Source organism: Niveibacterium microcysteis, assembly GCF_017161445.1.
In the GTDB taxonomy this organism is placed as follows: Bacteria; Pseudomonadota; Gammaproteobacteria; order Burkholderiales; family Rhodocyclaceae; genus Niveibacterium; species Niveibacterium microcysteis.
The window spans coordinates 2,246,378-2,267,761 of record NZ_CP071060.1 but is presented as its reverse complement, the minus strand read 5'-3'; the positions used below and the strand labels follow the sequence as shown (position 1 = coordinate 2,267,761).

Sequence of the window (21,384 nt, the reverse complement as noted above, 5' to 3'; positions counted from 1 at the left end):
GCGAGGCGAGGCATACTGCCGCTCCCTCAAGCAAGACGGTTTGATCAGATGAAATCCATTTGCGTCTTCTGCGGTGCGCGTTCTGGCACGCGCCCGGTTTATCGGCAATCCGCCATCGCGCTCGGCAAACTGCTCGCCGAACAAGGCATCGAACTGGTGTGGGGTGGCGGTGACATCGGCCTGATGGGCATCGTGGCCGATGCGAGCCTCGAGTCGGGTGGGCGCGCTTTCGGCGTGATCCCCGATTTCATGGTTGAACGCGAACTGCAACACCGCGGCGCCACCGAGATGGTGGTCGTAGACTCCATGCACACCCGCAAGGCGGCGATGGCTGATCGCGCCGAAGGTTTCATCGCCCTCCCTGGCGGCTACGGCACACTGGATGAACTATTTGAGATCCTCACCTGGGGCCAGCTGCACATCCACCGCAAGCCGATAGGTTTGCTCAACGTGGAAGGCTTCTACGAGCCGCTGCTTGCCATGGTGCGGCACATGGTCAAGGAAGGCTTCGTGAAGCCGGAGAACCTCGATCTGTTCTGCGTCGGTGATACGCCAGCAGCCCTGCTGGCCGCGATGCGTGCGTGGCGCGCGCCGGCTGGCGACTGGGTGCCACCTCTGAGCCCCCAACAGGGCTGATCGGCGCTACGCGGCGCCGTCACATTGCCGTGATACACGCCGGCCAGAATCAGGGCATTGTCGGAGACGATGCCCATGTACAGCAGCGAACGACTGATCCTGTTTGACGCAGACGGCACCACCGTCGATGCCTTCGCGGCGATCGATCTCGCCTTTGCCCGCCATGGCATGGAAATTGGCGACCTCGAACGCTTCCAGAAGCGGCGCAAGCTCTTCAAGTACCTTGGCGGAATCAAGGAGTTTCCGGGCAACCTCAAGAAGCAGTTCGGCAAGCAGACCCGCAAGCAGGTGCTGGCAACGCTGACCGACATCTATCGCGACGAGGCCAGACTCTATCCGGGCATGGCCGAGCTGCTACGCGAGTTGATCGCTACTCCGGGCCTGCGGGTCGGTCTCGTCACCCGCAACGTCACCTTCGAACCTGCGCACACGTTGCGGCGCCTGTTTGCGCGGCACGATGTAGACCTGACTGCGCTGGACTTCGTCGCATGCCTTGCCCTCGGCGACGATAAGCGCCATCCGTTCCGCGTGGCGCGCGAACGGTTCGGCATCAACCCCGCGCGCAGCTATGCGTGTGGCGACGAGTTCAGCGACTTCAGTGCTGCGGTCGCCGCCGGCATGCACCCTTTCATCGCTGCATACGGGTTTGAGGACCACAAGCGCCTGACGAAGAAGTTCGATGTCCCCGACGAACTGATCTCCCGCACCCCGGCGGAGATCTGCTCGCGCGTGCGCAACGCGCTGGATCTGGAGCCGGCTGGCACCACCTGAGCCCGAGGCCGGCAGAAAATGTCTGCCGCACGACCGCTGCCTTTGCAATCAGTCCGGTTGTGAAACAAACTGTCTGGTCATGACGACCCGACACAGTCACGCCGGCACGCCGAACCCGCTCCATTCGTTGATCGAGCCGCGCGCGCTGCTCGAAATTGCAGCCCTGCCCGCCGGGCTGCCGCTGCTTGCCAGTGCAGAGCGAGGCGATGGCCACCCTGTCCTGCTGTTGCCCGGCTTCCTCGGCGACGAGGGCTCCCTGCTCGCGCTCAAGTACTTCCTGCGCAACCGTGGCTACGACGTGCAAACCTGGGGCCTCGGGCGTAATCTTGGCTTCCAGACGCGTCACGCCAACGCGTTACAGCAAAAGATCCGCTTCATGCACTTCAAGAGCGGCCGCAAGGTCAGCCTGGTCGGCTGGAGCCTCGGTGGCATGTTCGCCCTGTATGGCGCCAAAGCAGCGCCGGAATGCGTGCGCAACATCATCACGCTGGGCAGCCCTGTCAGCATGGGGCCCGAAGGCAGCCAGTCACCGCCGCTGGTAAAAGCCATCTATCGACTGATCGCCCACCCGCTTGGCACGCACGGCCACCTGGCGCAGCCCAAGGCCCGCGACCTGCGTGAGCAGAAACGGATGCCGATTCCGATGAGCTGCCTGTATTCGCTCAGCGACGGCGTGGTGCCGCCACAAGAGGCCACCATCGATGGCGACCCAGCGCTGCACGAGAACATTCGCGTACCGGGCAGCCACCTTGGTCTGGCCTTCAACGCTGTTGTGCTCAACATCGTGGCCGATCGGCTCGCACAACCGGAAGGCGACTGGCACCCTTACGAACCGACCGGCTTGACCGGCCGCCTCTACCGGCTGTTGACCCACAAGTCACTGCCGCTCTGAAGCCACAACGACGCCATGCGACAACTCAGCGAACACGATGCCGCCTTCCTGTACTCGGACTCGGCGCATGCCAACTCCAACGTCACGCTGATCCACATCTACGATCAGTCGACGGCGCTCGGCGGGCGGGTTCGCTTCAAGGACATCCTCGCGCACATCGAAGGCCGGCTCCACCGCTCGCCCATCTTCCGGCAGAAACTCAAGCGCCTGCCCTTCGACTTCGATTTTCCGTATTGGGTCGAAGACGATAACTTCGATCTGGAATTCCACGTCCGCCACATCGCGCTGCCCAAGCCGGGTGACTGGCGGCAGTTCTGTATCCAGGTTTCGCGTATTCACGCCCGCCCACTGGACCTCAACCGGCCGCTTTGGGAAATGTACGTCATCGAGGGGCTGGACAGCTTCGTGGATCTGCCTCCCGGCAGCTTCGCGCTGGTGACCAAGCTTCACCACGCCGCGCTGGATGTGGAGGAAGGCAGCGAGATCACGTCCTTGCTCCACGACACGACGCCCAAACCGCATCCGCCCGAACCGCCTGAGCCCTGGTTCCCGGAAACACCGCCGGGAGAACTCTCGATGATGGCGCGCGGGCTCGTCGGAAGCGTCTGGCCACCAAGCCGCCTGGTCCGCCCCGGCCTCAACCTCATGCGCACCCTGGCGCCAATGGTGACCACATTCGTCAACGACGTGCTCAACCGCCCGGCGCGGATCGCACTCACGCGCTTCAACGCGCCGGTTTCCCCGTACCGGGCCTTTGAAACCCGGCGTTTCCCGCTCGATGATTTCAAGCGCATCCGCGATCTCGTGCCCGGCGCGCGGATCAACGATGCAGTGCTGGCGGTATGTGGCGGTGCGCTACGCCACTTTCTCGACATGCAAGGCGAATTGCCCTCAGTAAGCCTGTGGGCCATGGCGCCGGTCTACATGCGTGATGCGGAAAGCGAACCGGGCGCACGTCGGGAGGTGGCGTGGATTCGCGTTCAGCTCGGCACCGACATCGCCGACCCGGTCGAACGCCTGCGCGCAATTCACGAACAGACCGCCAGCGAATTGATGGAACGTGGTGTCGGCGCGCGTGAGCTGACGGACAGCCGCTTGCATGCCTCAGCCGCCACGCTCGCATTCACCAGCAAATTCCTGACTCGCGCGGCAATGGAGGTCGACAAGCGCGCGCCGCGCGCGAACTGCACGATCACCAATGTGCCAGGGCCGGATGAACCGCTGTACCTGATCGGTGCGCGGATGACGTATTTCTCCGCCCTGATGCCAATCACCGACGGGCAAGGTCTGGTATTCGCCGTCACGAGCTACGACGACAAGATCATCGTGTCGCCGACCTTCTGTCGTGAACAGATGCCAGAGCCGGAAGTCTTCGCGCAAAGTGTGCGAGACAGCTTCCAGGAGTACCTGGCGATCGCCGACGCACGCCGCGCCACCAAGAGGGCGACCCCGACACGCAAGAAGGTCGCCAGCACCAAGCTGATCCGTACCGGGCGCCCGGAAGCAACGGTCTCGTCGCGCCCAGCCTCACGCGCACGCGCTGCCGCGAAGCCGCGCGGCGCTGTTCAGAAAGACTGATCAGCGCAGCAGCGCGACGTAAATACCGGCCAGCACGGCCGTCGTGATGACGCCGCTGATATTGGCGCCCAGGGCCTGCGGCAAGATCATCGCAGTGGGGGAAGCATCCGCTGCGAGCTTCTGAACCAGCTTCGCCGTCGTCGGCACGCAACTCACGCCAGCAACGCCCACCATCGGGTTGAAGCGGCCGCGGGTGAAGAAGTACATCGCATAGCCTCCCGCGAGCCCGCCGAGGGCAGACAGCAGCAGCGCCAGCATGCCCAGCAACAGAAGCTTGAGCACCACCGGGTCGAGCAGCGTACCGGCTTCACACAGCACACCCAGCGTGAGGCCGAGGAAGAAGGTCGCACCATAGAGAATCTGTTCCCCCAGCAACACCGTGTAATGCTTGAGGCCCGCCTCGCGCACGGCAACACCGATGAATAGCGACAAGAACAGTGGCGCCGCGACCGGAAATAGCAGGCACAGCAGTACGCACGCGGCAACCGCGAAGATCAGCTTGTGACCGGCGCTGATCTGCTTCACCGGCCCGTCGTCCATTGAAATGCCTCGCAGCCGTTCCGGCACAAGCGCCTTGATGATCCAGGGATAGGCGCCGTAGGTGAGGCCCAGGTAGAGGTAGCCGACTACCGTGATCGGCACGAACAAGTCGCGCGCCAACACCAGCGAAGCAAACAATACCATTGGCCCGTCTGCGCCGCCAATCAACGCAACCGATGCGGACTGCCCCGGCGTCATCCCCATCGCCATCGCGATCGGAAAGACGACCACCGTGCCCAACTCGGCACACAGCGCGAGAAACATGCTCTGGAACGGCCGCGCCATCACGTACCCGACATCGAGCAATACGCCAATGCCCATGAAAACAAGGCACGCGATCAGGCCGTTGCTGAACATCAGCGTATAGATCGGTTGCAGCCAGTCGATCTGCAACTGGTTCATCACTGCGTCCGTGCCGTTCGCGAGCGGATCGACGAACAGCGTGCCAAATGTACCCGGTTTGATGAACAGCACACCGGCGTTCACGGCGGCCATGCCGAGCCCCATCGGGATCATCAGAAGCTCTTCAAGTATCCCCCGCTTACCGAGCCAGACCAGGACACAGCCGAGCACGATCAGGGCAATGCGGCCCAGCGCGATCTTCGGTTCCGCCGCAATGAGTGTCGCCACCCCCTGAAACAGCTGCATGCTCAGTATGTCGTGCATCGCGCTTCTCTCAGCCGAGCCGCAAGAGCACTTGCCCGGCAGACACCGTATCGCCCGCAGCAACTTCAATCGACGTCACCGTTCCCGCGCTGCTGGCAAAGATCGCGTTCTTCATTTTCATCGCCTCGATCGTTGCGAGGCGATCGCCTGCCGCGACACGTTGGCCGACTTTCACGCTGACCTCATCGACCGTCCCGCCGAGGTGGCTGACCACCGCACCCTGGGCCGGCGGCGACGCAGTCGGTGCGGCAGGCGCACTGACGACGGCCGACGAAGGCTGCGCAAAGGCCTGCGCTGGCGAAGGCAGTGCAGTCTGCGGCGTGCCGTCCAGCTCCTCGACGGTCACCATGAATACCTGACCATCCACCGTTATGCGGAAGCTGCGCTCCATGCTTTGCCTCACTGACTGGGAGAGCGACCCGGCGAACGGGCCAGATGATGGGAATCGTGCTGGGCTGCGCGCGCGCCGGACACCCATGTGTGTCCACGCTCGGCGGTTTCGATGCGAACGATCCGGTAGTTGCCCAGGATCTCGTTGAGTGCAGCGCTGATGGCGGCCACTTGAGTTGCCGTCGGCGATGTGGGCTGAGGCGTCACCGAAGGCGGCGCGGAGGACACCATCGTCACCTGCCGGCGTCGTGTCACATCGAGCGTCACCACAAGCAGATGGATGAGCCCCGCAACGGCAAAGCTCACAACTGCAGCGAGCAAGTAAATCTGGATCGTGATCGGCAGACTCATGGCGGCGTTACAGCGGAATGTTGCCGTGCTTCTTGGCCGGCCGGCGTTCGCGTTTGGCCAGCGTCTTGCGCAACGCAAGCCGCAGCGCAGCCCGGGTCTCGGCAGGCTGGATCACATCCGTGATGTAGCCGCGCGCGGCGGAGGCATACGGCGACGCAAACTCAGCGCGGTAAGCCGCGGCATATTCCGCCGCCTTCTCTGCGCGATCCTCGGCCTGTTCAATCTCGCGACGGTAGAGCAGCTTCACCGCTGCGTCTGCGCCCATCACGGCGATCTCGGCAGTCGGCCAGGCGAACACCATGTCCGCGCCCATCTCCTGGCTACACATCGCGAGGTAGGAACCGCCGTAGGCCTTGCGCAGCACCAGCGTGATCTTCGGCACCGTGCAGGATGCGTATGCGAACAACAGCTTCGCGCCATGCCGGATGATGGCCCCCCGCTCCTGCTCGACACCGGGCAAAAAGCCCGGCACATCGACAAACGTGACCAGCGGAATGTTGAAGGCATTGCAGAAGCGGATAAAACGCGATGCCTTGTCTGACGCGTTGATGTCCAGCGCCCCGGCCATTACCTGCGGCTGGTTCGCGACGATGCCGACAACGACGCCGCCGATTCGCGCGAGCCCGACGATGATGTTGCGCGCAAAGCTCGCATGCACCTCAAGCAGCTCGCCATCATCGACGATGCGGCGGATCACGGCCGGCATGTCCAACGGCTCGTTCGCCTGATCCGGAATCAGCGCATCGATCGCGTCGTCGTGTGACAGATCCAGCCCGGGATCGAGCCGGTGTGGTGGATCTTCGGTGTTGTTGGCCGGCAGATAGGAGAGCAGCGAACGGATGATCGCAATCGCGTGCGCATCGTCCTCAGCAAGGAAGTGAACATTGCCGCTCACTGCCGCATGCATCTCGGCACCGCCGACTTCGTCCATCGTCGTCTCGTGCCCCGTCACAGCCTTGATGACCTCAGGGCCGGTGATGAACATCTGCGCATTGCGGCGCGTCATCACGATGAAGTCCATCAGCGCCGGCGAATAAGCGGCTCCACCGGCACACGGCCCCAGTACCGCCGCGATCTGCGGCACCACTCCTGAAAGCAGTACGTTCGCGTAGAACACTTCACCGTAGCCAGAAAGGGCCTCGACACCTTCCTGAATACGGGCGCCGCCCGAATCCTTGAACGCAACGAGCGGAATGCCCTGCGCCAGCGCGAAATTCATCAACCGGACGATCTTGTTGGCGTGCGCCTTGCCCAGCGTGCCCGCGCAGACGGTGAAGTCCTGGCTGAACGCGGCAACATGCTGCCCGTCGACAAAGCCGGTGCCGGTGACCACCCCGTCGGAGGGGAGTGTCTTACCTTCCATGCCGAAGGCATGCGCATCATGCGTTACATGAGCGCCGAATTCCTGGAAAGTGCCTTGCTGGAAAAGCGTGTCGAGGCGCTCGCGAGCGCCTAACTGGCCTTTCTTGTGGCGCTGCTCAAGTTTGTCGGCACCGCCCGCAAGCAGAATGGCTGCGCGCCGCTCCTCAAGGAGCTGTGCCAGTTTTGGGGGAAGAGTCATGACGGCCTCGCGTTCCCGCAGCCGCCTGCATTGGGCGGCTCACGCAGGACACGCTACGCCGCAGCGAGTGTCGTCCGCTTGACAGTCATCAATCCCGGAAGGACAAATGCACCAATCAGCGGCCGTAGAGGTCGCGGGCGGCGCCTTGCAGGTCCCGGCGGAGTTGCCGGCGCTCTTCCGCACTAAGCCGCCTTACCGCGGGGGTGGGTTCGCTGTCGTAGCGCGCATCAAGCCTGCCGGGTCGCCGGCTATCGTCAAAGCGATCGGCCTGGTGTTCGCGCCAGTCATCCCGGCGCTGCTCCTGACGCTCGGCCCGTAACTCTTCACGCAAGCCTGACTGCGTTGAACGTTTCTCGAAGTTGTGGCCAAAGCGTAAGCCCTCGGCCACCGCTGGATGAGCGAACGCCAGCAGCAGTGCTGTAAAAGCCCCGCTTCCCACGCTCCGCCACATCACCTTCACCATTCGAATCCCCTGCTTGTGCGGGATGACATCCACGCTTTTCATGGACGCATCTTCACCGCTCGCCGCGAATGATATGTTTGGCGATGGCCGTTCCTTGTTACGAGGTGTTTCATGTCGCACTTTCCGCAACGAACCTTTACCTGCCATGCGCTGGCGACCGCGGCGATGAGCCGTTAGCATGTAGCCCATGGAAACCAAAGAACGCCACCGTATCCTGATCGTCGATGACGATGCACGCCTGCGCAACCTGCTGGAGCGCTATCTTGAGGAACAAGGTTTCGGCGTGAAGGCCGTGGCCGACGCCCCGGCCATGGACCGCGCGCTGACCCGCGAACACGCCGACCTGCTGGTGCTGGACCTGATGCTGCCGGGCGAAGACGGCCTTTCCATCTGCCGCCGCTTGCGCGGCAACGGCAGCGAGCTGCCGATCATCATGCTGACCGCCAAGGGCGACGAAGTCGATCGTATTGTTGGCCTCGAAATGGGCGCTGACGACTACCTGCCCAAACCCTTCAACCCGCGCGAGCTGGTGGCGCGAATCCACGCCGTGCTGCGCCGCAAGCCACGCACGCCGCCGGGTGCGCCAGCCGAAGACGAAGAGGTTGTCAGTTTTGGTCGTGTCACGGTCAACCTCGGCACGCGTTCGCTTACGCGTGACGGCGAGGAAATGCCGCTTACAACGGGCGAGTTCGCGCTGCTCAAGGTGCTTTTGCAGCACCCGCGTCAGCCGCTGTCGCGCGACAAACTGATGGAACTGGCCCGCGGTCGGGAGTACGACGCATTCGATCGCTCGATTGACGTGCAGATCTCGCGTCTGCGCAAACTGGTCGAAGAAGAGGCTTCAAGGCCCCGTTACCTGCAAACGGTCTGGGGCTTTGGCTATGTCTTCGTGCCGGATGGTCAGCGCAGCAGCTGACGCCCATCGTTAAGTGGTGATTCGCTTTGCGCCCAGCAGCCTGCTGTGGCGCACCTTCTTCCTGATCGCGCTGCTGATCGGCCTCGCGCTGGCTGCGTGGTACCAGCTATTCGTGCGTTTCGAATCGGAGCCGCGCGCACGCCAGCTCGGCCAGATGTTGGTCAGCGTGGTCAATCTGACTCGCGCCGCGCTCGTCAACGCCGATCCGCTGCTGCGCCTTGCGCTGTTGCGCGATCTGTCGGTACAGGAAGGGATCCGCATCTACCCAGCGGAACCCGGCGACGAGCTGGGGCCGCTTCCCGATTCCCCGACGATTCGTGTGATCGCCGCCGAAGTCAGCCGCCAGCTCGGCAGCGAAACCCGTTTCGCCGGCAGCCGTGAAGGCATCGAAGGCATCTGGGTCAGCTTCCGGATCGATCCGGATGATCCGAACGATCTGTTCTGGGTGATGTTGCCGCGCGAGCGCTTTGAACGTGTCCGTACCGCTGAATGGCTGGGATGGGGCATTGCCGCGGGCATTCTCGCGATGCTGGGCGCTTACCTGATCGTGCGGCGCGTTGCCGGGCCGATGGCGCAAATTGCGGCGGCGGCACGGATGGTGGGTCGTGGCGAGCCACCGCCTCGCCTGCCGGAAGAAGGCCCGAGCGAAATCAACGAAGTGAGCCGCGCGTTCAACCAGATGTCGGAGAGTCTCGCGCAGCTCGAATCCGACCGTGCGCTGATCCTCGCGGGGGTATCGCATGACCTGCGCACGCCGCTCGCACGCCTCCGCCTCGGGATCGAGATGACCGGCGCGCATCCGGACGACATTGAAGCGATGTCCACCGACGTTGAGGAAATGGACAAGATCATCGGGCAGTTCCTCGATTTTGCTCGCGGCAGCGCCGATGAATCGATGGCCGAACTCGACGGCGCTGCGCTGGCAAACGACCTGATTCAGAGCTATCAACGGCGGGGCCTGGCAAATGTCGTAGCCGGCGAGATCACGAGTACCACGCTGCCATTCCACGGAAAGCCCAAAGCGCTGCGACGCGCAGTTTCGAATCTGATCGACAATGCCCTTCGCTACGCCGGCCACGAGAAGCCCGTCGAAGTGGGCTGCGAACGTCGCGGCGGGCAACTGGTCTTCTCGGTCAAGGATCGCGGCCCCGGTATTCCGCCTGACCAAGTCGAGCGCCTCAAACGCCCCTTTACCCGCCTTGAGGCTGCGCGGACCGATGCGATGGGGTCCGGCCTGGGGCTTGCGATCGTCGATCGGGTCGCACGGGCCCACGGCGGACGTCTGGATCTGCTGCCGCGTGAAGGCGGCGGACTGGCTGCTCAAATCCTGGTTCAGCAGGCTTTGCGCACCACAAGCAACGCGTAACGACGACATCGCTATAATGGCCGGCTGATATGAAGATACTTTTCGACCTTTTCCCCGTTCTGCTGTTCTTCATCGCCTACAAGTTCGCCGACATCTACGTCGCGACGGGTGTGGCGGTGGCAGCAACGGTACTGCAGCTCGCGTGGGCTTATTTCATCCATCGCAAGGTCGAACCGATGATGTGGTTCTCGGCCGTTGTCGTTGTGATCTTCGGCACGCTGACCTTGGTACTGCACGATCCGACGTTCATCAAATGGAAGCCGACGATCATCTACTGGGGCATGGCCATCGCGATGATCGTCACCCAGTGGGGATTTCGCCGCAATCCGATGCAAGCGATCTTCGGCTCTCAGCTGGAACTCCCTGAAGAGGCCTGGAGCAAGCTGAATTACTCCTGGATGGCGTTCTTCGCTGCGATGGGCGTGATCAACATCGCAGTGGCTTATCGCTTTTCTGAACAGACCTGGGTCAACTTCAAGCTGTTTGGGGGGACCGGGTTGATGCTCGTTTTCGTGGTGGTGCAAAGTCTGATGCTTTCGCGCTACCTTGATGAGGAAAAGAAGTAATGCTGTACGCCCTGATGGGTGAAGACACCCCGAACAGCCTCGAAAAACGGCTCGCTGCACGCCCCGCTCATTTGGCGCGCCTCCAGGCGCTTGCTGATGCTGGCCGCTTGCTGTTGGCCGGCCCAATGCCTGCAATCGATAGCCCTGATCCGGGCCCCGCAGGTTTTGTCGGCAGTCTGATCGTCGCAGAATTTGCGAGCCAAGCCGAAGCCGAGGCCTGGATCGCACAAGATCCGTACGTGGCCGATGGCGTCTTTGCCAGCACCGTCGTTCGACCCTTCAAGCGCGTACTCCCCTGATGACCACCCTGATCGACGAAATCCGGTCGCGTCTGACCGAACTGGATCCGCTTGCGCTCACGCTCGAAGACGAGAGCGCACGCCATGCGGGCCATGCCGGGGCCGCGGGCGGCGGCGGGCACTTTCGCCTGCACATCGTTTCTCACCAGTTTTCCGGCAAGTCGCGGATCGCTCGCCATCGCGCGGTGTATGCACGACTCGCCGACATGATTCCGGCCAGGATTCACGCGCTAGCCATCGACGCGCGAACCCCGGATGAATCTGCCTCACCCCACGCTTGACCAAACCAGAGGAACTCCATGAAACGTGAAATCAGCCGACTGCTCGTCGGTATCGTTGCCGCCGCGATCTCGGTTGCGGCCTCCGCCGATGACAAGGCTGCCGCAAAACCGGCTGCCGCTCCGGCTGCCAAGTCTTCTGGCCCCGTTGCTACGGTGAATGGCGTTGCCATCCCGCAGGCACAGGCCGACCTGTTCATGCAAGAGCAGATGCAGCGCGGTGCGCCTGACAATGCTGAAGTGCGCAACGCGATCCGCGAAGAGTTGGTCCGTCGTGAAGTGATCGCCCAGGAAGCGAAGAAGAAGGGTGTCGACAAGAACCCGCGCTTCCAGACCGCAATGCAGCTGATGCAGCGCTCGGCCCTGGTCGGCGCCTACCTCGAAGACTACGTCAAGACGCATCCGATTCCGGAAGCCGACGTGAAGAAGGCCTACGACGAGCTCGTCGCCAAGAGCGCCAAGAAGGAATACAAGGCCCGCCACATCCTCGTCGAGAAGGAAGACGACGCCAAGGCGATCATCACCAAGCTCAAGGGCGGCGCCAAGTTCGCCGACCTAGCGAAGGACAGCAAGGACACCGGCTCCAAGGACAACGGTGGCGACCTCGGCTGGAATTCGCCGGATGCCTACGTGAAGCCGTTTGGCGAAGCGCTCGGCAAGCTTCAGAAGGGCAAGTACACGACCGAGCCGGTCAAGACCGATTTCGGCTACCACGTGATCCTGCTGGACGACTCGCGTGACGCGACGCCGCCGGCCTATGACCAGGTCAAGGCCAACATCCAGCAGCGTCTGCAACAGCAAGCCGTCGAGAAGCACATCGGCGAGCTGAAGAAGGCCGCCAAGATCCAGTAAGCGGATTTCTACGCATCAACAAAACGGCCCTTGCGGGCCGTTTTGCTTTTGTGTGCTCAGTCCGTTCTGGCCGGCGGCGGTAGCGTCTCGAGAAAGGCAACCGCGTCGGACGAGCGACGCGTGCGAGCCATTGGCGGCAGGCTTTGCCAGACACGTCGGCCATAGGGTTTGTCGATCATTCGCGGGTCGCAGATCATCAAGACGCCGCGGTCGCGCTCGGTACGGATCAGGCGCCCTGCCCCCTGCTTGACGTTGATCACCGATCGCGGCAGCTGGTAATCCATGAAGGGGTTTCGCCCCTCAGAACGCATCCATTCGATACGCGCGGCCAGCACCGGATCATCCGGCGGTGCGAAGGGCAGCTTGTCGATCACGACGAGCGAGAGCGCATCGCCCGGCACATCGACGCCCTCCCAGAAACTCTGGCTGGCAACCAGCACGGCGTTACCCAACTTGCGGAAACGCTCAAGCAATTCGCTGCGCGAGCCCTGCCCTTGCATCAGCAAAGGAAAATCCAGCGCCTCGCGCTCAAAACGGCTCGCAAGCTGCTCATGGATGCGCTGCATCGCGCGTAAAGCCGTACAAAGGACGAAGGTACGCCCCTGAGCAGCGCGAATCGCGGGCAACGCCGCCTCGACTACCGCATCCACATAGCCAGGGCTGTTCGGGTCGGGCATGCCTTCCGGGGCGTACAGCAAGGCCTGCGTGGCGTAATCGAACGGGCTGCCCCACACCGCGGTGTCGGGTGGCGGTTCCAGCGCGTCGAGGCCGAGTTCCTCGCAGTAGTGCCGGAAATCGCGCCCAACCGCGAGCGTGGCCGAGGTAAAGATCCACGAACGCGCGGTGCCTTCCAGCTGTTTGCGGAAGAGTCCGGCCACATGCAGCGGTGTGGCGTTGAGCGACGCAGACTGGCTGTACACCTCGGCCCAGCGAACGATTTCCGGCCCCGGCGGCATACGCCAGCGCGTGATGCGTTCCGCGATTTCGGAGGTGCGCTGCCAGCAGCGTTCAAGGCCCTCGGAGCGTTCAGCCTGCGTTTCGAGCAGGGCGGCAAAAGCGTCCATCTCCCGAACCAGTGAATCGAGCGCCGGCTCGAGGCCTTTCAAACTGCCGAGTTGATTCCACCCGAGCCGTTGGTTGTCACCGGGGAAGGCCAGCCGCAGATCGCGGGCCGCCTTTTCCAGCGTGCGGGTCGCATCCTGCAAGGGCATGAAATCCTTGGCGCCGGCAATCGCCTCGTTGCGAGTGTCCCGCGCGAGATCCAACAGTTGCCCGGTCGAGATACTCTCGCCGAAGAACAGGCTGGCCGTCTCGGGCAGTTGGTGCGCTTCGTCGAAGATCACCGTGTTGCAGGCCGGCAGCAACTCAGCGAGACCGGTGTCGCGCAGCATCACATCAGCAAAGAAGAGGTGGTGATTGACCACCACGACCTCGGCTTCTTGCGCAGCGCGGCGCGCGGCGAGGACGAAGCATTCCTTGACGCTCGGACAGTCCTGCCCGAGGCAGTTGTCGCGTGTCGAGGTGACTTGTTGCCACACCGCAGCGTCTTCGGAAACGTCCGGGCACTCGGCCTTATCGCCGGTTGAGGTGTGCTTGGCCCAGCGTACGATTTTGGGCAAATGCAGTGCATCTTCGCGGGTGGCGAATCGGCCATCGCTCTGTGCCCGCTCCAGGTGATAGTGGCACAGGTAGTTCGCACGCCCTTTGAGCAGCGCGACGCTGACCGGCACGCGTAGCGCGTCGCGCACCGCAGGCAGATCGCGATGGAACAGCTGGTCCTGCAGCGTCTTGGTGCCGGTGGAGACGATCACCTTGCCGCCGGAGAGCAGCGCCGGCACAAGGTAGGCAAAGGTCTTCCCGGTGCCGGTGCCGGCTTCGGCGACGAGCACCCGATTGCCCTTGATGGCGTCGGCGATCGCCTGCGCCATCTCGAACTGTTGAGGACGCGGCCGGTAACCGGCAATGCGTTGGGCGAGCGCGCCGTCTTCGGCGAAGTAGCTGGAGAGTTCTTTCATGGCGGCGGGCGCGTGGGTCGGCGATGTTAGCACGGCCGATGTATGACCCTGGCCGCCGCGGGCCGATCACACTGGGCGATGGCGCTCCGCCAGATACTCGCGCGAGCGCATCTCGATCAGGCGCGATACGGTGCGGGGGAATTCCTGCGCATTCGGCCCCTCGCGATAAAGATCAGGCGCTTCGGCTGCCGCGCTGATGATCAGCTTCACACGGCAGTCGTAGAGCACATCGACAAGCCAGGTAAAACGCCGTGCCTCGTTGCCATTGTCGCGCGTCATGACCGGAATGTCGGACAGGAATATCGTGTGGTAGCGCCGAGCAAGGTCAAGGTAGTCATTCTGCGAGCGAGGGCCACCGCAAAGCGTGGCGAAATCGAACCACACGGTGCCTTCATGCAGGCGCCGTACCGGAATCTGGCGATCGAGCAATTCGATTTCGCCCGGCATACCCTTGCCACCGGCCACCTGTCTGAATTCATTGGCCAACTGCTCGTCCGCATTGGCGCCTGCTGGCACGATGTAGATGTTCATGCGCTCAAGCGCGCGCAAGCGGTAGTCCGTGCCCTGATCAACTTCGAGCACATCGAAACGCCGCTTGATCAGGTCAATCGTTGGCAGGAAATTCTGCCGTTGCAGCCCATTCGGATAGAGGCCGTCCGGCGGGTAATTCGAGGTCATCACGAACACCACACCGCGTGCGAACAGGGCGTCCAGCAGACGGCCGAGAATCATCGCGTCGGCGATGTCGGAGACGTGGAACTCGTCGAAGCACATCAGCCGCGTTTGGCGGGCAATCGTCTCGGCCACGCGAATCAGCGGGTCTTCGTTGTCCTTGAAGCTGCGCAGCAGCTCATGCACTTCCCGCATGAACGCATGGAAGTGCACCCGACGCTTGCGCTGGTAAGGCACCGCGTCGAAGAAGCAGTCCATGATGAAGCTCTTGCCGCGCCCAACCCCCCCCCAGAGATAGACGCTGCGTGGCGGGTGCGGGTTGAACACCAGCTTGCGCAAGCGCGTTCGGCGAACTGCCTTGAAGGCCAGCAGATCGGTGTAGAGATCCTGCAAACGCGCGATGGCGCCGCGTTGTGCCGCGTCGGCCTTGTACCCACGGGCCTTCAGCAGGGATTCATAGGCGTCGCGGACGCCAAATTCAGGAACGTTGAGGATGCGGTGCGGCATGGCTGCTGCGTATCGAAATAGAAAACGGCCGTTCTCGGTCGATAGACCGGTGAACGGCCGTCCGGTTGCAATGCTTTAGAAGTGCAGCGAACGCTTGTCGACTGCCAGCGCGGCTTCGTGCATCACTTCCGACAGGGTCGGGTGGGCATGAGCGGTGCGGGCCAGGTCCTCAGACGACGCGCCAAACTCCATCGCAACGACCGCCTCGGCGATCAGCTCCGACGCGTTGGTGCCGATGATGTGAGCACCGAGGATCTGATCCGTCTCGGCATGCGCCAGAACCTTCACGAAACCCGTGGTGTCGCCCTGCCCCAAGGCACGGCCGTTCGCCATGAACGGGATTTGGCCCGCCTTGAACGGAATGCCTGCGGCCTTCAGATCCTGCTCGGTCTTGCCGACCCAGGCGATCTCCGGCTGGGTGTAGATGACCCACGGAATCGTGTCGTAGTTGCAGTGCCCCGCCTGACCGGCGATGCATTCGGCCACCATGACGCCCTCTTCCATGCCCTTGTGCGCCAGCATCGGCCCCCGCACCACATCACCGACCGCCCATACGTTGCGTAGATTGGTCGAGCAGTGATCGTCGACTTCAATTCGGCCACGGGCATCAAGCTTGAGCCCGACGGCTGCTGCGTTGAGCCCTTCGGTATTCGGCGTACGGCCCACCGCCACGACCAGCTTGTCGAACTCAAGGACCTGGTCGCCTTCGTCGTTCTCGTACTTCACGGAGACCGTGTTGGGGCCGGTCGTCACTTCCTTGATCTGCACGCCAAGCTGGATGTTCAAACCCTGCTTCTTCGTGAAGACCTTCCAGGCCTCCTTCGCCACCGCCTGATCGGCTGCCGCCAGGAAGTCCGGCAGCGCCTCAAGAATGGTGACCTCGGAGCCAAGGCGCTTCCAGACGCTGCCCATTTCAAGGCCGATCACGCCAGCACCGATCACGCCCAGGCGCTTCGGCACGGACTCGGTCTTGAGCGCGCCTTCGTTGTCGACGATGTTGACGTTGTCGACCGGGATCCCCGGCAGATGCCGCGCACGCGAGCCGGTGGCAACGATCACATGCTTGGCGACGACATCTTCGTTGCCAACCTTCATCTTCCAGAGGCCGTCGGCCTCCGCGACGAAGCTGCCGTGACCGGCAAGAAAGGTGACCTTGTACTTCTTGAACAGCCCTTTGATGCCGCTGGTGAGCTGCGTAACGATGTTGTCCTTGCGGCGGATCATCGAGGGCACATCGATCGACACACCTTCGACCTTGATGCCATGCATCACGAAGGCGTGGGTTGCGTGATCGTAGAGTTCCGACGAATACAACAGCGCCTTCGACGGGATGCAGCCGACGTTAAGGCAGGTGCCACCCAGACGCGGCTCGCCTTTCGGATCGGCATACGCCGCAGATTCGCAACAGGCTGCTTTCAGCCCCAGCTGCGCCGCACGGATGGCGGCGACGTAACCAGCGGGCCCGCCGCCGATCACCAGTACATCGAATTCCTGAGCCATTGAACGCTCCGATCGTGATTACCCGGCGTTCTCGTCGGGTACAAAAATCCAGCAGAGGACGTAGGCGAACACACCTACACCGGCGAAGCAGGCCATCAGCACCCACAGCAGGCGCCAGACCCACGACTCTACCCCGGTCATCCGGCCGATGCCGCCGCAGACGCCACCGATCCAGCGGTCGTCACGCGAACGGCGCAATCCGTTGATCGCCGCCGACCCCGCAGCGTTGCTGCGGGGTGCTTCATCGCCCAGGAGGCGCGCTTTCGCCGCAGCGAACTCCGCGTCCGTCAATGCTCCGCTTTCTTTCAGCTGGTGCAGTTTGGCGATTTCATCGGCGACGGACATTGATTGCCTCCGGTCAGATTTCCAGCAGCAGACGCGCCGGATCCTCCAGTGCTTCCTTCATGGTGACCAAGCCGAGCACTGCCTCGCGGCCGTCGATGATCCGGTGGTCATACGACATCGCAAGGTAGTTGATCGGACGGATCACGACCTGACCGTTCTCAACCACCGGACGATCCTTGGTGGCATGAATGCCGAGGATCGCCGATTGCGGCGGGTTGATGATCGGCGTCGACAGCATCGAACCGAAGATGCCGCCGTTCGAGATCGAGAAGGTGCCACCGGTCAGGTCTTCGATGGAAAGCTTGCCATCGCGCGCCTTGGCGCCGAACTCGGCAATCTTCTTCTCGATTTCCGCCAGCGTCATCTGGTCGGCGTTGCGCAAGATCGGCACCACCAAACCGCGCGGCGAACCCACGGCGATACCGATATCGAAGTAGCCGTGATAGACGATGTCATTGCCATCGACCGACGCGTTCAGCACCGGGTACTTCTTCAGTGCCGCAACCGCGGCCTTCACGAAGAAGGACATGAAGCCCAGCTTCACGCCGTGCTCCTTCTCGAACTTCTCCTGGTACTTCTTGCGCATCTCCATCACCGGCGCCATGTTGACCTCGTTGAACGTGGTCAGGATGGCGTTGGTGGCTTGCGACTGCAGCAAGCGCTCGGCAACGCGGGCGCGCAGGCGGCTCATCGGCACACGCTGCTCCGGACGATCGGCCAGCACCGATTCCACCGCCACCGGTGCCGGCGGCTGCGGCAATGCCGACGCCGTGGAGCCAACTGCCGGGAGGCTTGACGGCACCACCGCCGCCTTGGTGACGGTGTGGGTCGTCGTACCCAGCGCATCCGCCTTGGTTACACGGCCGCCAGGGCCGGTGCCCTGCACGTTCGATGCATCGACGCCCTTCTCCGCGAGGATCTTGCGCGCCGCCGGGCCCATGCCCGACGGTGCGGTAGCCGCAGCAGCAGCGGGCGCCGGTGCTGCGGCCGGGGCCGCAGTCGCGGCGGGCGCAGAGGCGCCTGCGGTCGCTTCGGTGTCGATCTGTGCGATCAGGTCACCACTGGTAACGCTCGAGCCGTTGCCCTTGATGATCTTGACCAACACGCCGGCCGCCGGCGCCGGGGTCTCGAGCACGACCTTGTCGGTCTCGATGTCGATCAGGTTTTCGTCGCGGGCAACCGCGTCGCCTTCCTTCTTGTGCCAGCTCACCAGCGTCGCTTCGGACACCGATTCGGAAAGCTGCGGGACTTTCACTTCGATCAGCATTTTTTCTTCCCTCTATGTGCTTTCTGACGCGCCAGCTCAACGGCTCGGAGCGACGTCCTGATTCAGTTCACCGAACGCGCCCTCGATCACCGCCTTCTGCTGCACCTGGTGCTTGGCGTAGTAGCCGACCGCCGGCGATGCCGAGGCCGGACGGCTGACGAGGTAGAGGTGGTGGCTCTTGCCCAGCGAGCGGGCGAGATGCTGACGGGAGACGATCCAGTACCAGGCACCCTGGTTACGCGGCTCTTCCTGACACCACACCACTTCCTGCGCGTTGGGGTATTTGCCAAGCTCTTCGGCAAATGCCTCATTCGGGAAGGGATAAAGCTGTTCGATACGTACGATGGCGGTGTTCTGGATGCCCTTGGCACGCCGTTCGGCAACCAGCTCGTAGTAGATCTTGCCGGAGCACAGCACCACGCGCGTGACGGCCTTCGGATCCAGCGGATCAACCTCGCCAATCACCGTACGGAAACGGCCATCCGAGAGTTCATCCAGCGTCGAAACCGCGTCCTTGTGGCGCAGCAGCGACTTCGGCGTCATCACGATCAGCGGCTTGCGGAGCTTGCGCACCATCTGACGGCGCAACAGGTGGAAGATCTGCGACGGCGTCGAGGGTACACAGACCTGCCAGTTGTTCTCGGCACACAGCTGCATGTAGCGCTCAAGTCGCGCCGAAGAGTGCTCCGGCCCCTGCCCCTCATAACCGTGCGGCAGCAGCATCGTGATGCCCGACAGACGGCCCCACTTTGCTTCGCCCGAGCTGATGAACTGGTCGATCACCACTTGGGCGCCGTTGGCGAAGTCGCCGAACTGGCCTTCCCACACAACCAGGTGATTCGGTTCCGCAGTCGCGAAACCGTACTCGAACGCCAGCACGGCGTTCTCCGACAGCACGGAGTCGATGACCGTGAAGGGCGCCTGGTTTTCCTGGATGTGCTGGGCCGGCACATAGATGCCTTCGTCCCACACTTCGCGGTTCTGATCGTGCAGCACTGCGTGGCGATGGAAGAAGGTGCCACGCCCGGCATCCTGACCCGACAGGCGCACGCCGAAGCCTTCAGCCACCAGCGACGCGTAAGCAAGGTTCTCACCCATGCCCCAGTCGAGCGGCAGCTTGCCCTCACCCATTGCCTTGCGGTCTTCAATGATCTTCGCCACACGCGAGTGCAGCGTGATGCTGGAAGGCACGTCGGTCAGGCGCTGCGCGAGGCGGCGCAACTCGGCTTGCGGCACCGAGGTGTCGCACTCGTCGGTGTATTCCTTCTTCAGGAACGGCGACCAGTCCTGCGCGAACTTGCGGGTGTAGCCAGACAGCACCGGGTTGTAGAGCAGCTCACCGCGGTCGAGTGCGGCGCGGTACTCGGTGATCATCTGGTCCGGTTCGTCCGGGCTGCACACGCCAAGCCCGACCAGGCGATCCGCGTACAGCTTGCGCGAGCCCGGATGCGCATTGACCTTCTTGTACATCAGCGGCTGCGTGACCATCGGCTCGTCCTGCTCGTTGTGGCCGAGCTTGCGGTAGCAGATGATGTCAACCACGACATCCTTCTTGAATGTCTGGCGGAACTCGACGGCGATCTGACAGACCAGCGCGACCGCTTCAGGGTCGTCGCCGTTGACGTGGAAGATTGGCGCTTCGACCATCTTGAACACGTCGGTACAGTAGATCGACGAACGCAGATCGCGCGGATCGGAAGTGGTGAAACCGATCTGGTTGTTGATGACGATGTGGATCGTGCCACCAGTGCCAAAACCCCGCGTCTGCGAGAAGTTCAGCATCTCCTGATTCACGCCCTGCCCCGCCACCGCCGCATCGCCGTGGATCAGCACCGGCAGCGCGCAGAGTTTCTCCGCTTCAGAGCGGCGCTGCTGACGGGCATACACCGAGCCCTCGACCACCGGGTTCACGATTTCGAGGTGAGACGGGTTGAACGCCAGCGTCAGGTGCACCGGGCCTCCGGGCGTGCTGACATCGGACGAGAAGCCCATGTGGTACTTCACGTCGCCGGCGGACAGATCCGCCGCGTGCTTGCCCTCGAACTCCGAGAACAGCATCGCCGGCTGCTTGCCCAGCGTGTTGACCAGCACGTTAAGGCGGCCACGGTGGGCCATGCCGATCACGATTTCCTGCACGCCGGCGGTACCGGCATGGTTGATGATCGTGTCCATCGCAACGATGGCCGACTCGCCGCCTTCCAGCGAGAAGCGCTTCTGGCCAACGTAGCGGGTGTGGAGGTACTTCTCGAGCGTTTCCGCTGCGGTCATCCGTTCGAGAATGCGCTTGCGCTGCTCGACGCTGAAGTTCGGGCGGCTGCGGTTCGGTTCCAGCTTGCTCTGGATCCAGCGCTTCTGACCGATGTCAGAGAGGTACATGTACTCCGTTGCAACGGTACCGCAGTAGGTCTCGCGTGCGGATTCAAGAATCTCGCGCAACGTTGCCTGCTGACCGTTGGGGAAGTGGAAGGAGCCAGTGTTGAACTGCTGGCTCAGATCCGCTTCGGTGAAGCCATAGAACGAAGGTTCGAGCTCGGCGATCTGCGGGCGCTCCTGGCGCTTGAGCGGATCGATCTGTGCCCAACGGTTACCGAGGAATCGATAAGCGTTGATCATCTGGAGCACGCCGATCTGACGCTTGTCGGCGATACCGACGGCGGAGGTCGCGAGCTTGTTCTGCTTCGCCATCTGGGCGAAGGATGCAATGACCGGTGCGTGGGCGACGTCGCGCGTCACGGCACCAGGCATGTTCTGCAGGGCATCGAAATAATCTCGCCACTGCTCGGGAACGCTGGCCGGGTTATCGAGGTAGGACTCGTAGAGTTCCTCGATGAACGGCGCATTGCTCCCGAACAGATAGGAGTTGCCCATAAACTGTCTCATCATTGGAGCCACCTGTCTTTCTGCGGGTGAATGAAGCACGCCGCACAGCGATCCGGTGGAAGCCACTCACACC

At 62.8% G+C, this 21,384-nt stretch carries 21 protein-coding genes; 10 read left to right on the top strand and 11 right to left on the bottom strand.

Annotated elements, in window-relative coordinates; genetic code table 11:
• The first annotated feature begins 48 nt into the window (after positions 1–48).
• From JY500_RS10275 to JY500_RS10260, 4 genes are all read left to right on the top strand, one after another.
• Positions 49–636 carry an LOG family protein gene (locus JY500_RS10275; protein ID WP_206256280.1) on the top strand — a complete coding sequence of 196 codons (588 nt, stop codon included), beginning with the start codon at positions 49–51 and terminating at the stop codon, positions 634–636.
• Between the two features lie 75 nt (positions 637–711).
• Entirely contained in the window at positions 712–1,407 is a 696-nt protein-coding gene (locus tag JY500_RS10270) for an HAD family hydrolase (RefSeq protein ID WP_246479857.1), read from the top strand.
• A gap of 79 nt (positions 1,408–1,486) precedes the next feature.
• Entirely contained in the window at positions 1,487–2,299 is an 813-nt protein-coding gene (locus tag JY500_RS10265) for an esterase/lipase family protein (RefSeq protein WP_206256278.1), read from the top strand.
• A 15-nt stretch (positions 2,300–2,314) separates the two neighbouring features.
• Entirely contained in the window at positions 2,315–3,877 is a 1,563-nt protein-coding gene (locus JY500_RS10260; RefSeq protein ID WP_206256277.1) for a wax ester/triacylglycerol synthase family O-acyltransferase, read from the top strand.
• Here the strand turns inward: JY500_RS10260 and JY500_RS10255 are convergent, their stop codons facing one another.
• From JY500_RS10255 to JY500_RS10235, 5 genes are all read right to left on the bottom strand, one after another.
• Positions 3,878–5,083: a sodium ion-translocating decarboxylase subunit beta gene (locus JY500_RS10255; protein WP_206256276.1), complete on the bottom strand. Its 1,206-nt coding sequence runs from the start codon at positions 5,081–5,083 to the stop codon at positions 3,878–3,880.
• 10 nt (positions 5,084–5,093) lie between these two features.
• Positions 5,094–5,474, bottom strand: a complete 381-nt coding sequence (locus JY500_RS10250; protein ID WP_206256275.1) for a biotin/lipoyl-containing protein — start codon at positions 5,472–5,474, stop codon at positions 5,094–5,096.
• An 8-nt stretch (positions 5,475–5,482) separates the two neighbouring features.
• The gene (locus JY500_RS10245) at positions 5,483–5,824 is read right to left on the bottom strand and encodes a hypothetical protein (RefSeq protein ID WP_206256274.1); all 342 of its coding nucleotides are present in this window, start codon (positions 5,822–5,824) and stop codon (positions 5,483–5,485) included.
• 7 nt (positions 5,825–5,831) lie between these two features.
• Positions 5,832–7,385 carry an acyl-CoA carboxylase subunit beta gene (locus JY500_RS10240; RefSeq protein ID WP_206256273.1) on the bottom strand — a complete coding sequence of 518 codons (1,554 nt, stop codon included), beginning with the start codon at positions 7,383–7,385 and terminating at the stop codon, positions 5,832–5,834.
• Positions 7,386–7,500: 115 nt separating this feature from the next.
• Positions 7,501–7,890, bottom strand: a complete 390-nt coding sequence (locus tag JY500_RS10235) for a hypothetical protein (RefSeq protein ID WP_172199670.1) — start codon at positions 7,888–7,890, stop codon at positions 7,501–7,503.
• A 145-nt stretch (positions 7,891–8,035) separates the two neighbouring features.
• On the opposite strand from JY500_RS10235, the gene ompR reads away from it, so the two are divergent.
• The 6 genes from ompR to JY500_RS10205 are packed head-to-tail and all read left to right on the top strand — an operon-like array spanning position 8,036 to position 12,125.
• Entirely contained in the window at positions 8,036–8,764 is a 729-nt protein-coding gene (ompR, locus tag JY500_RS10230) for an osmolarity response regulator transcription factor OmpR (protein ID WP_172199667.1), read from the top strand.
• 13 nt (positions 8,765–8,777) lie between these two features.
• Positions 8,778–10,130, top strand: a complete 1,353-nt coding sequence (locus JY500_RS10225) for an ATP-binding protein (RefSeq protein ID WP_206256272.1) — start codon at positions 8,778–8,780, stop codon at positions 10,128–10,130.
• 29 nt (positions 10,131–10,159) lie between these two features.
• Complete coding sequence (locus tag JY500_RS10220; protein ID WP_206256271.1) at positions 10,160–10,696, top strand: septation protein A; 537 nt, start codon at positions 10,160–10,162, stop codon at positions 10,694–10,696.
• Positions 10,696–10,995: a YciI family protein gene (locus JY500_RS10215; RefSeq protein ID WP_206256270.1), complete on the top strand. Its 300-nt coding sequence runs from the start codon at positions 10,696–10,698 to the stop codon at positions 10,993–10,995. The genes JY500_RS10220 and JY500_RS10215 overlap by 1 nt, the downstream gene beginning before the upstream one ends.
• Positions 10,995–11,276: a BolA family protein gene (locus JY500_RS10210; RefSeq protein WP_172199639.1), complete on the top strand. Its 282-nt coding sequence runs from the start codon at positions 10,995–10,997 to the stop codon at positions 11,274–11,276. The genes JY500_RS10215 and JY500_RS10210 overlap by 1 nt, the downstream gene beginning before the upstream one ends.
• Positions 11,277–11,294: 18 nt before the next feature.
• Positions 11,295–12,125 (top strand): peptidylprolyl isomerase, encoded by an 831-nt coding sequence (locus JY500_RS10205; protein WP_172199636.1) that lies wholly within the window; start codon positions 11,295–11,297, stop codon positions 12,123–12,125.
• Positions 12,126–12,181: 56 nt separating this feature from the next.
• Here the strand turns inward: JY500_RS10205 and yoaA are convergent, their stop codons facing one another.
• The 6 genes from yoaA to JY500_RS10175 all read right to left on the bottom strand — a co-directional run bounded on the left by yoaA (position 12,182) and on the right by JY500_RS10175 (position 21,314).
• Positions 12,182–14,140, bottom strand: coding sequence for a DNA repair helicase YoaA (gene yoaA / locus JY500_RS10200; RefSeq protein WP_206256269.1), 1,959 nt, complete (start codon positions 14,138–14,140; stop codon positions 12,182–12,184).
• A gap of 66 nt (positions 14,141–14,206) precedes the next feature.
• Positions 14,207–15,319: a cell division protein ZapE gene (gene zapE / locus JY500_RS10195; RefSeq protein ID WP_206256268.1), complete on the bottom strand. Its 1,113-nt coding sequence runs from the start codon at positions 15,317–15,319 to the stop codon at positions 14,207–14,209.
• Positions 15,320–15,394: 75 nt separating this feature from the next.
• Positions 15,395–16,819 carry a dihydrolipoyl dehydrogenase gene (gene lpdA, locus JY500_RS10190; RefSeq protein WP_172199627.1) on the bottom strand — a complete coding sequence of 475 codons (1,425 nt, stop codon included), beginning with the start codon at positions 16,817–16,819 and terminating at the stop codon, positions 15,395–15,397.
• A gap of 18 nt (positions 16,820–16,837) precedes the next feature.
• Positions 16,838–17,164, bottom strand: coding sequence for a PspC domain-containing protein (locus JY500_RS10185; protein ID WP_206256267.1), 327 nt, complete (start codon positions 17,162–17,164; stop codon positions 16,838–16,840).
• Positions 17,165–17,177: 13 nt separating this feature from the next.
• Positions 17,178–18,431: a 2-oxoglutarate dehydrogenase complex dihydrolipoyllysine-residue succinyltransferase gene (odhB, locus tag JY500_RS10180; protein WP_206256266.1), complete on the bottom strand. Its 1,254-nt coding sequence runs from the start codon at positions 18,429–18,431 to the stop codon at positions 17,178–17,180.
• Between the two features lie 36 nt (positions 18,432–18,467).
• Positions 18,468–21,314: a 2-oxoglutarate dehydrogenase E1 component gene (locus JY500_RS10175; protein ID WP_206256265.1), complete on the bottom strand. Its 2,847-nt coding sequence runs from the start codon at positions 21,312–21,314 to the stop codon at positions 18,468–18,470.
• Positions 21,315–21,384: the final 70 nt, after the last annotated feature.

Bases quoted from the DNA above. Each gene is read 5' to 3' on its own strand.
- JY500_RS10275 (WP_206256280.1), top strand. From the start codon at position 49: ATGAAATCCATTTGCGTCTTCTGCGGTGCGCGTTCTGGCACGCGCCCG.
- JY500_RS10270 (WP_246479857.1), top strand. From the start codon at position 712: ATGTACAGCAGCGAACGACTGATCCTGTTTGACGCAGACGGCACCACC.
- JY500_RS10265 (WP_206256278.1), top strand. From the start codon at position 1,487: ATGACGACCCGACACAGTCACGCCGGCACGCCGAACCCGCTCCATTCG.
- JY500_RS10260 (WP_206256277.1), top strand. From the start codon at position 2,315: ATGCGACAACTCAGCGAACACGATGCCGCCTTCCTGTACTCGGACTCG.
- JY500_RS10255 (WP_206256276.1), bottom strand. From the start codon at position 5,083: ATGCACGACATACTGAGCATGCAGCTGTTTCAGGGGGTGGCGACACTC.
- JY500_RS10250 (WP_206256275.1), bottom strand. From the start codon at position 5,474: ATGGAGCGCAGCTTCCGCATAACGGTGGATGGTCAGGTATTCATGGTG.
- JY500_RS10245 (WP_206256274.1), bottom strand. From the start codon at position 5,824: ATGAGTCTGCCGATCACGATCCAGATTTACTTGCTCGCTGCAGTTGTG.
- JY500_RS10240 (WP_206256273.1), bottom strand. From the start codon at position 7,385: ATGACTCTTCCCCCAAAACTGGCACAGCTCCTTGAGGAGCGGCGCGCA.
- JY500_RS10235 (WP_172199670.1), bottom strand. From the start codon at position 7,890: ATGAAAAGCGTGGATGTCATCCCGCACAAGCAGGGGATTCGAATGGTG.
- ompR (WP_172199667.1), top strand. From the start codon at position 8,036: ATGGAAACCAAAGAACGCCACCGTATCCTGATCGTCGATGACGATGCA.
- JY500_RS10220 (WP_206256271.1), top strand. From the start codon at position 10,160: ATGAAGATACTTTTCGACCTTTTCCCCGTTCTGCTGTTCTTCATCGCC.
- JY500_RS10215 (WP_206256270.1), top strand. From the start codon at position 10,696: ATGCTGTACGCCCTGATGGGTGAAGACACCCCGAACAGCCTCGAAAAA.
- JY500_RS10210 (WP_172199639.1), top strand. From the start codon at position 10,995: ATGACCACCCTGATCGACGAAATCCGGTCGCGTCTGACCGAACTGGAT.
- JY500_RS10205 (WP_172199636.1), top strand. From the start codon at position 11,295: ATGAAACGTGAAATCAGCCGACTGCTCGTCGGTATCGTTGCCGCCGCG.
- yoaA (WP_206256269.1), bottom strand. From the start codon at position 14,140: ATGAAAGAACTCTCCAGCTACTTCGCCGAAGACGGCGCGCTCGCCCAA.
- zapE (WP_206256268.1), bottom strand. From the start codon at position 15,319: ATGCCGCACCGCATCCTCAACGTTCCTGAATTTGGCGTCCGCGACGCC.
- lpdA (WP_172199627.1), bottom strand. From the start codon at position 16,819: ATGGCTCAGGAATTCGATGTACTGGTGATCGGCGGCGGGCCCGCTGGT.
- JY500_RS10185 (WP_206256267.1), bottom strand. From the start codon at position 17,164: ATGTCCGTCGCCGATGAAATCGCCAAACTGCACCAGCTGAAAGAAAGC.
- odhB (WP_206256266.1), bottom strand. From the start codon at position 18,431: ATGCTGATCGAAGTGAAAGTCCCGCAGCTTTCCGAATCGGTGTCCGAA.
- JY500_RS10175 (WP_206256265.1), bottom strand. From the start codon at position 21,314: ATGATGAGACAGTTTATGGGCAACTCCTATCTGTTCGGGAGCAATGCG.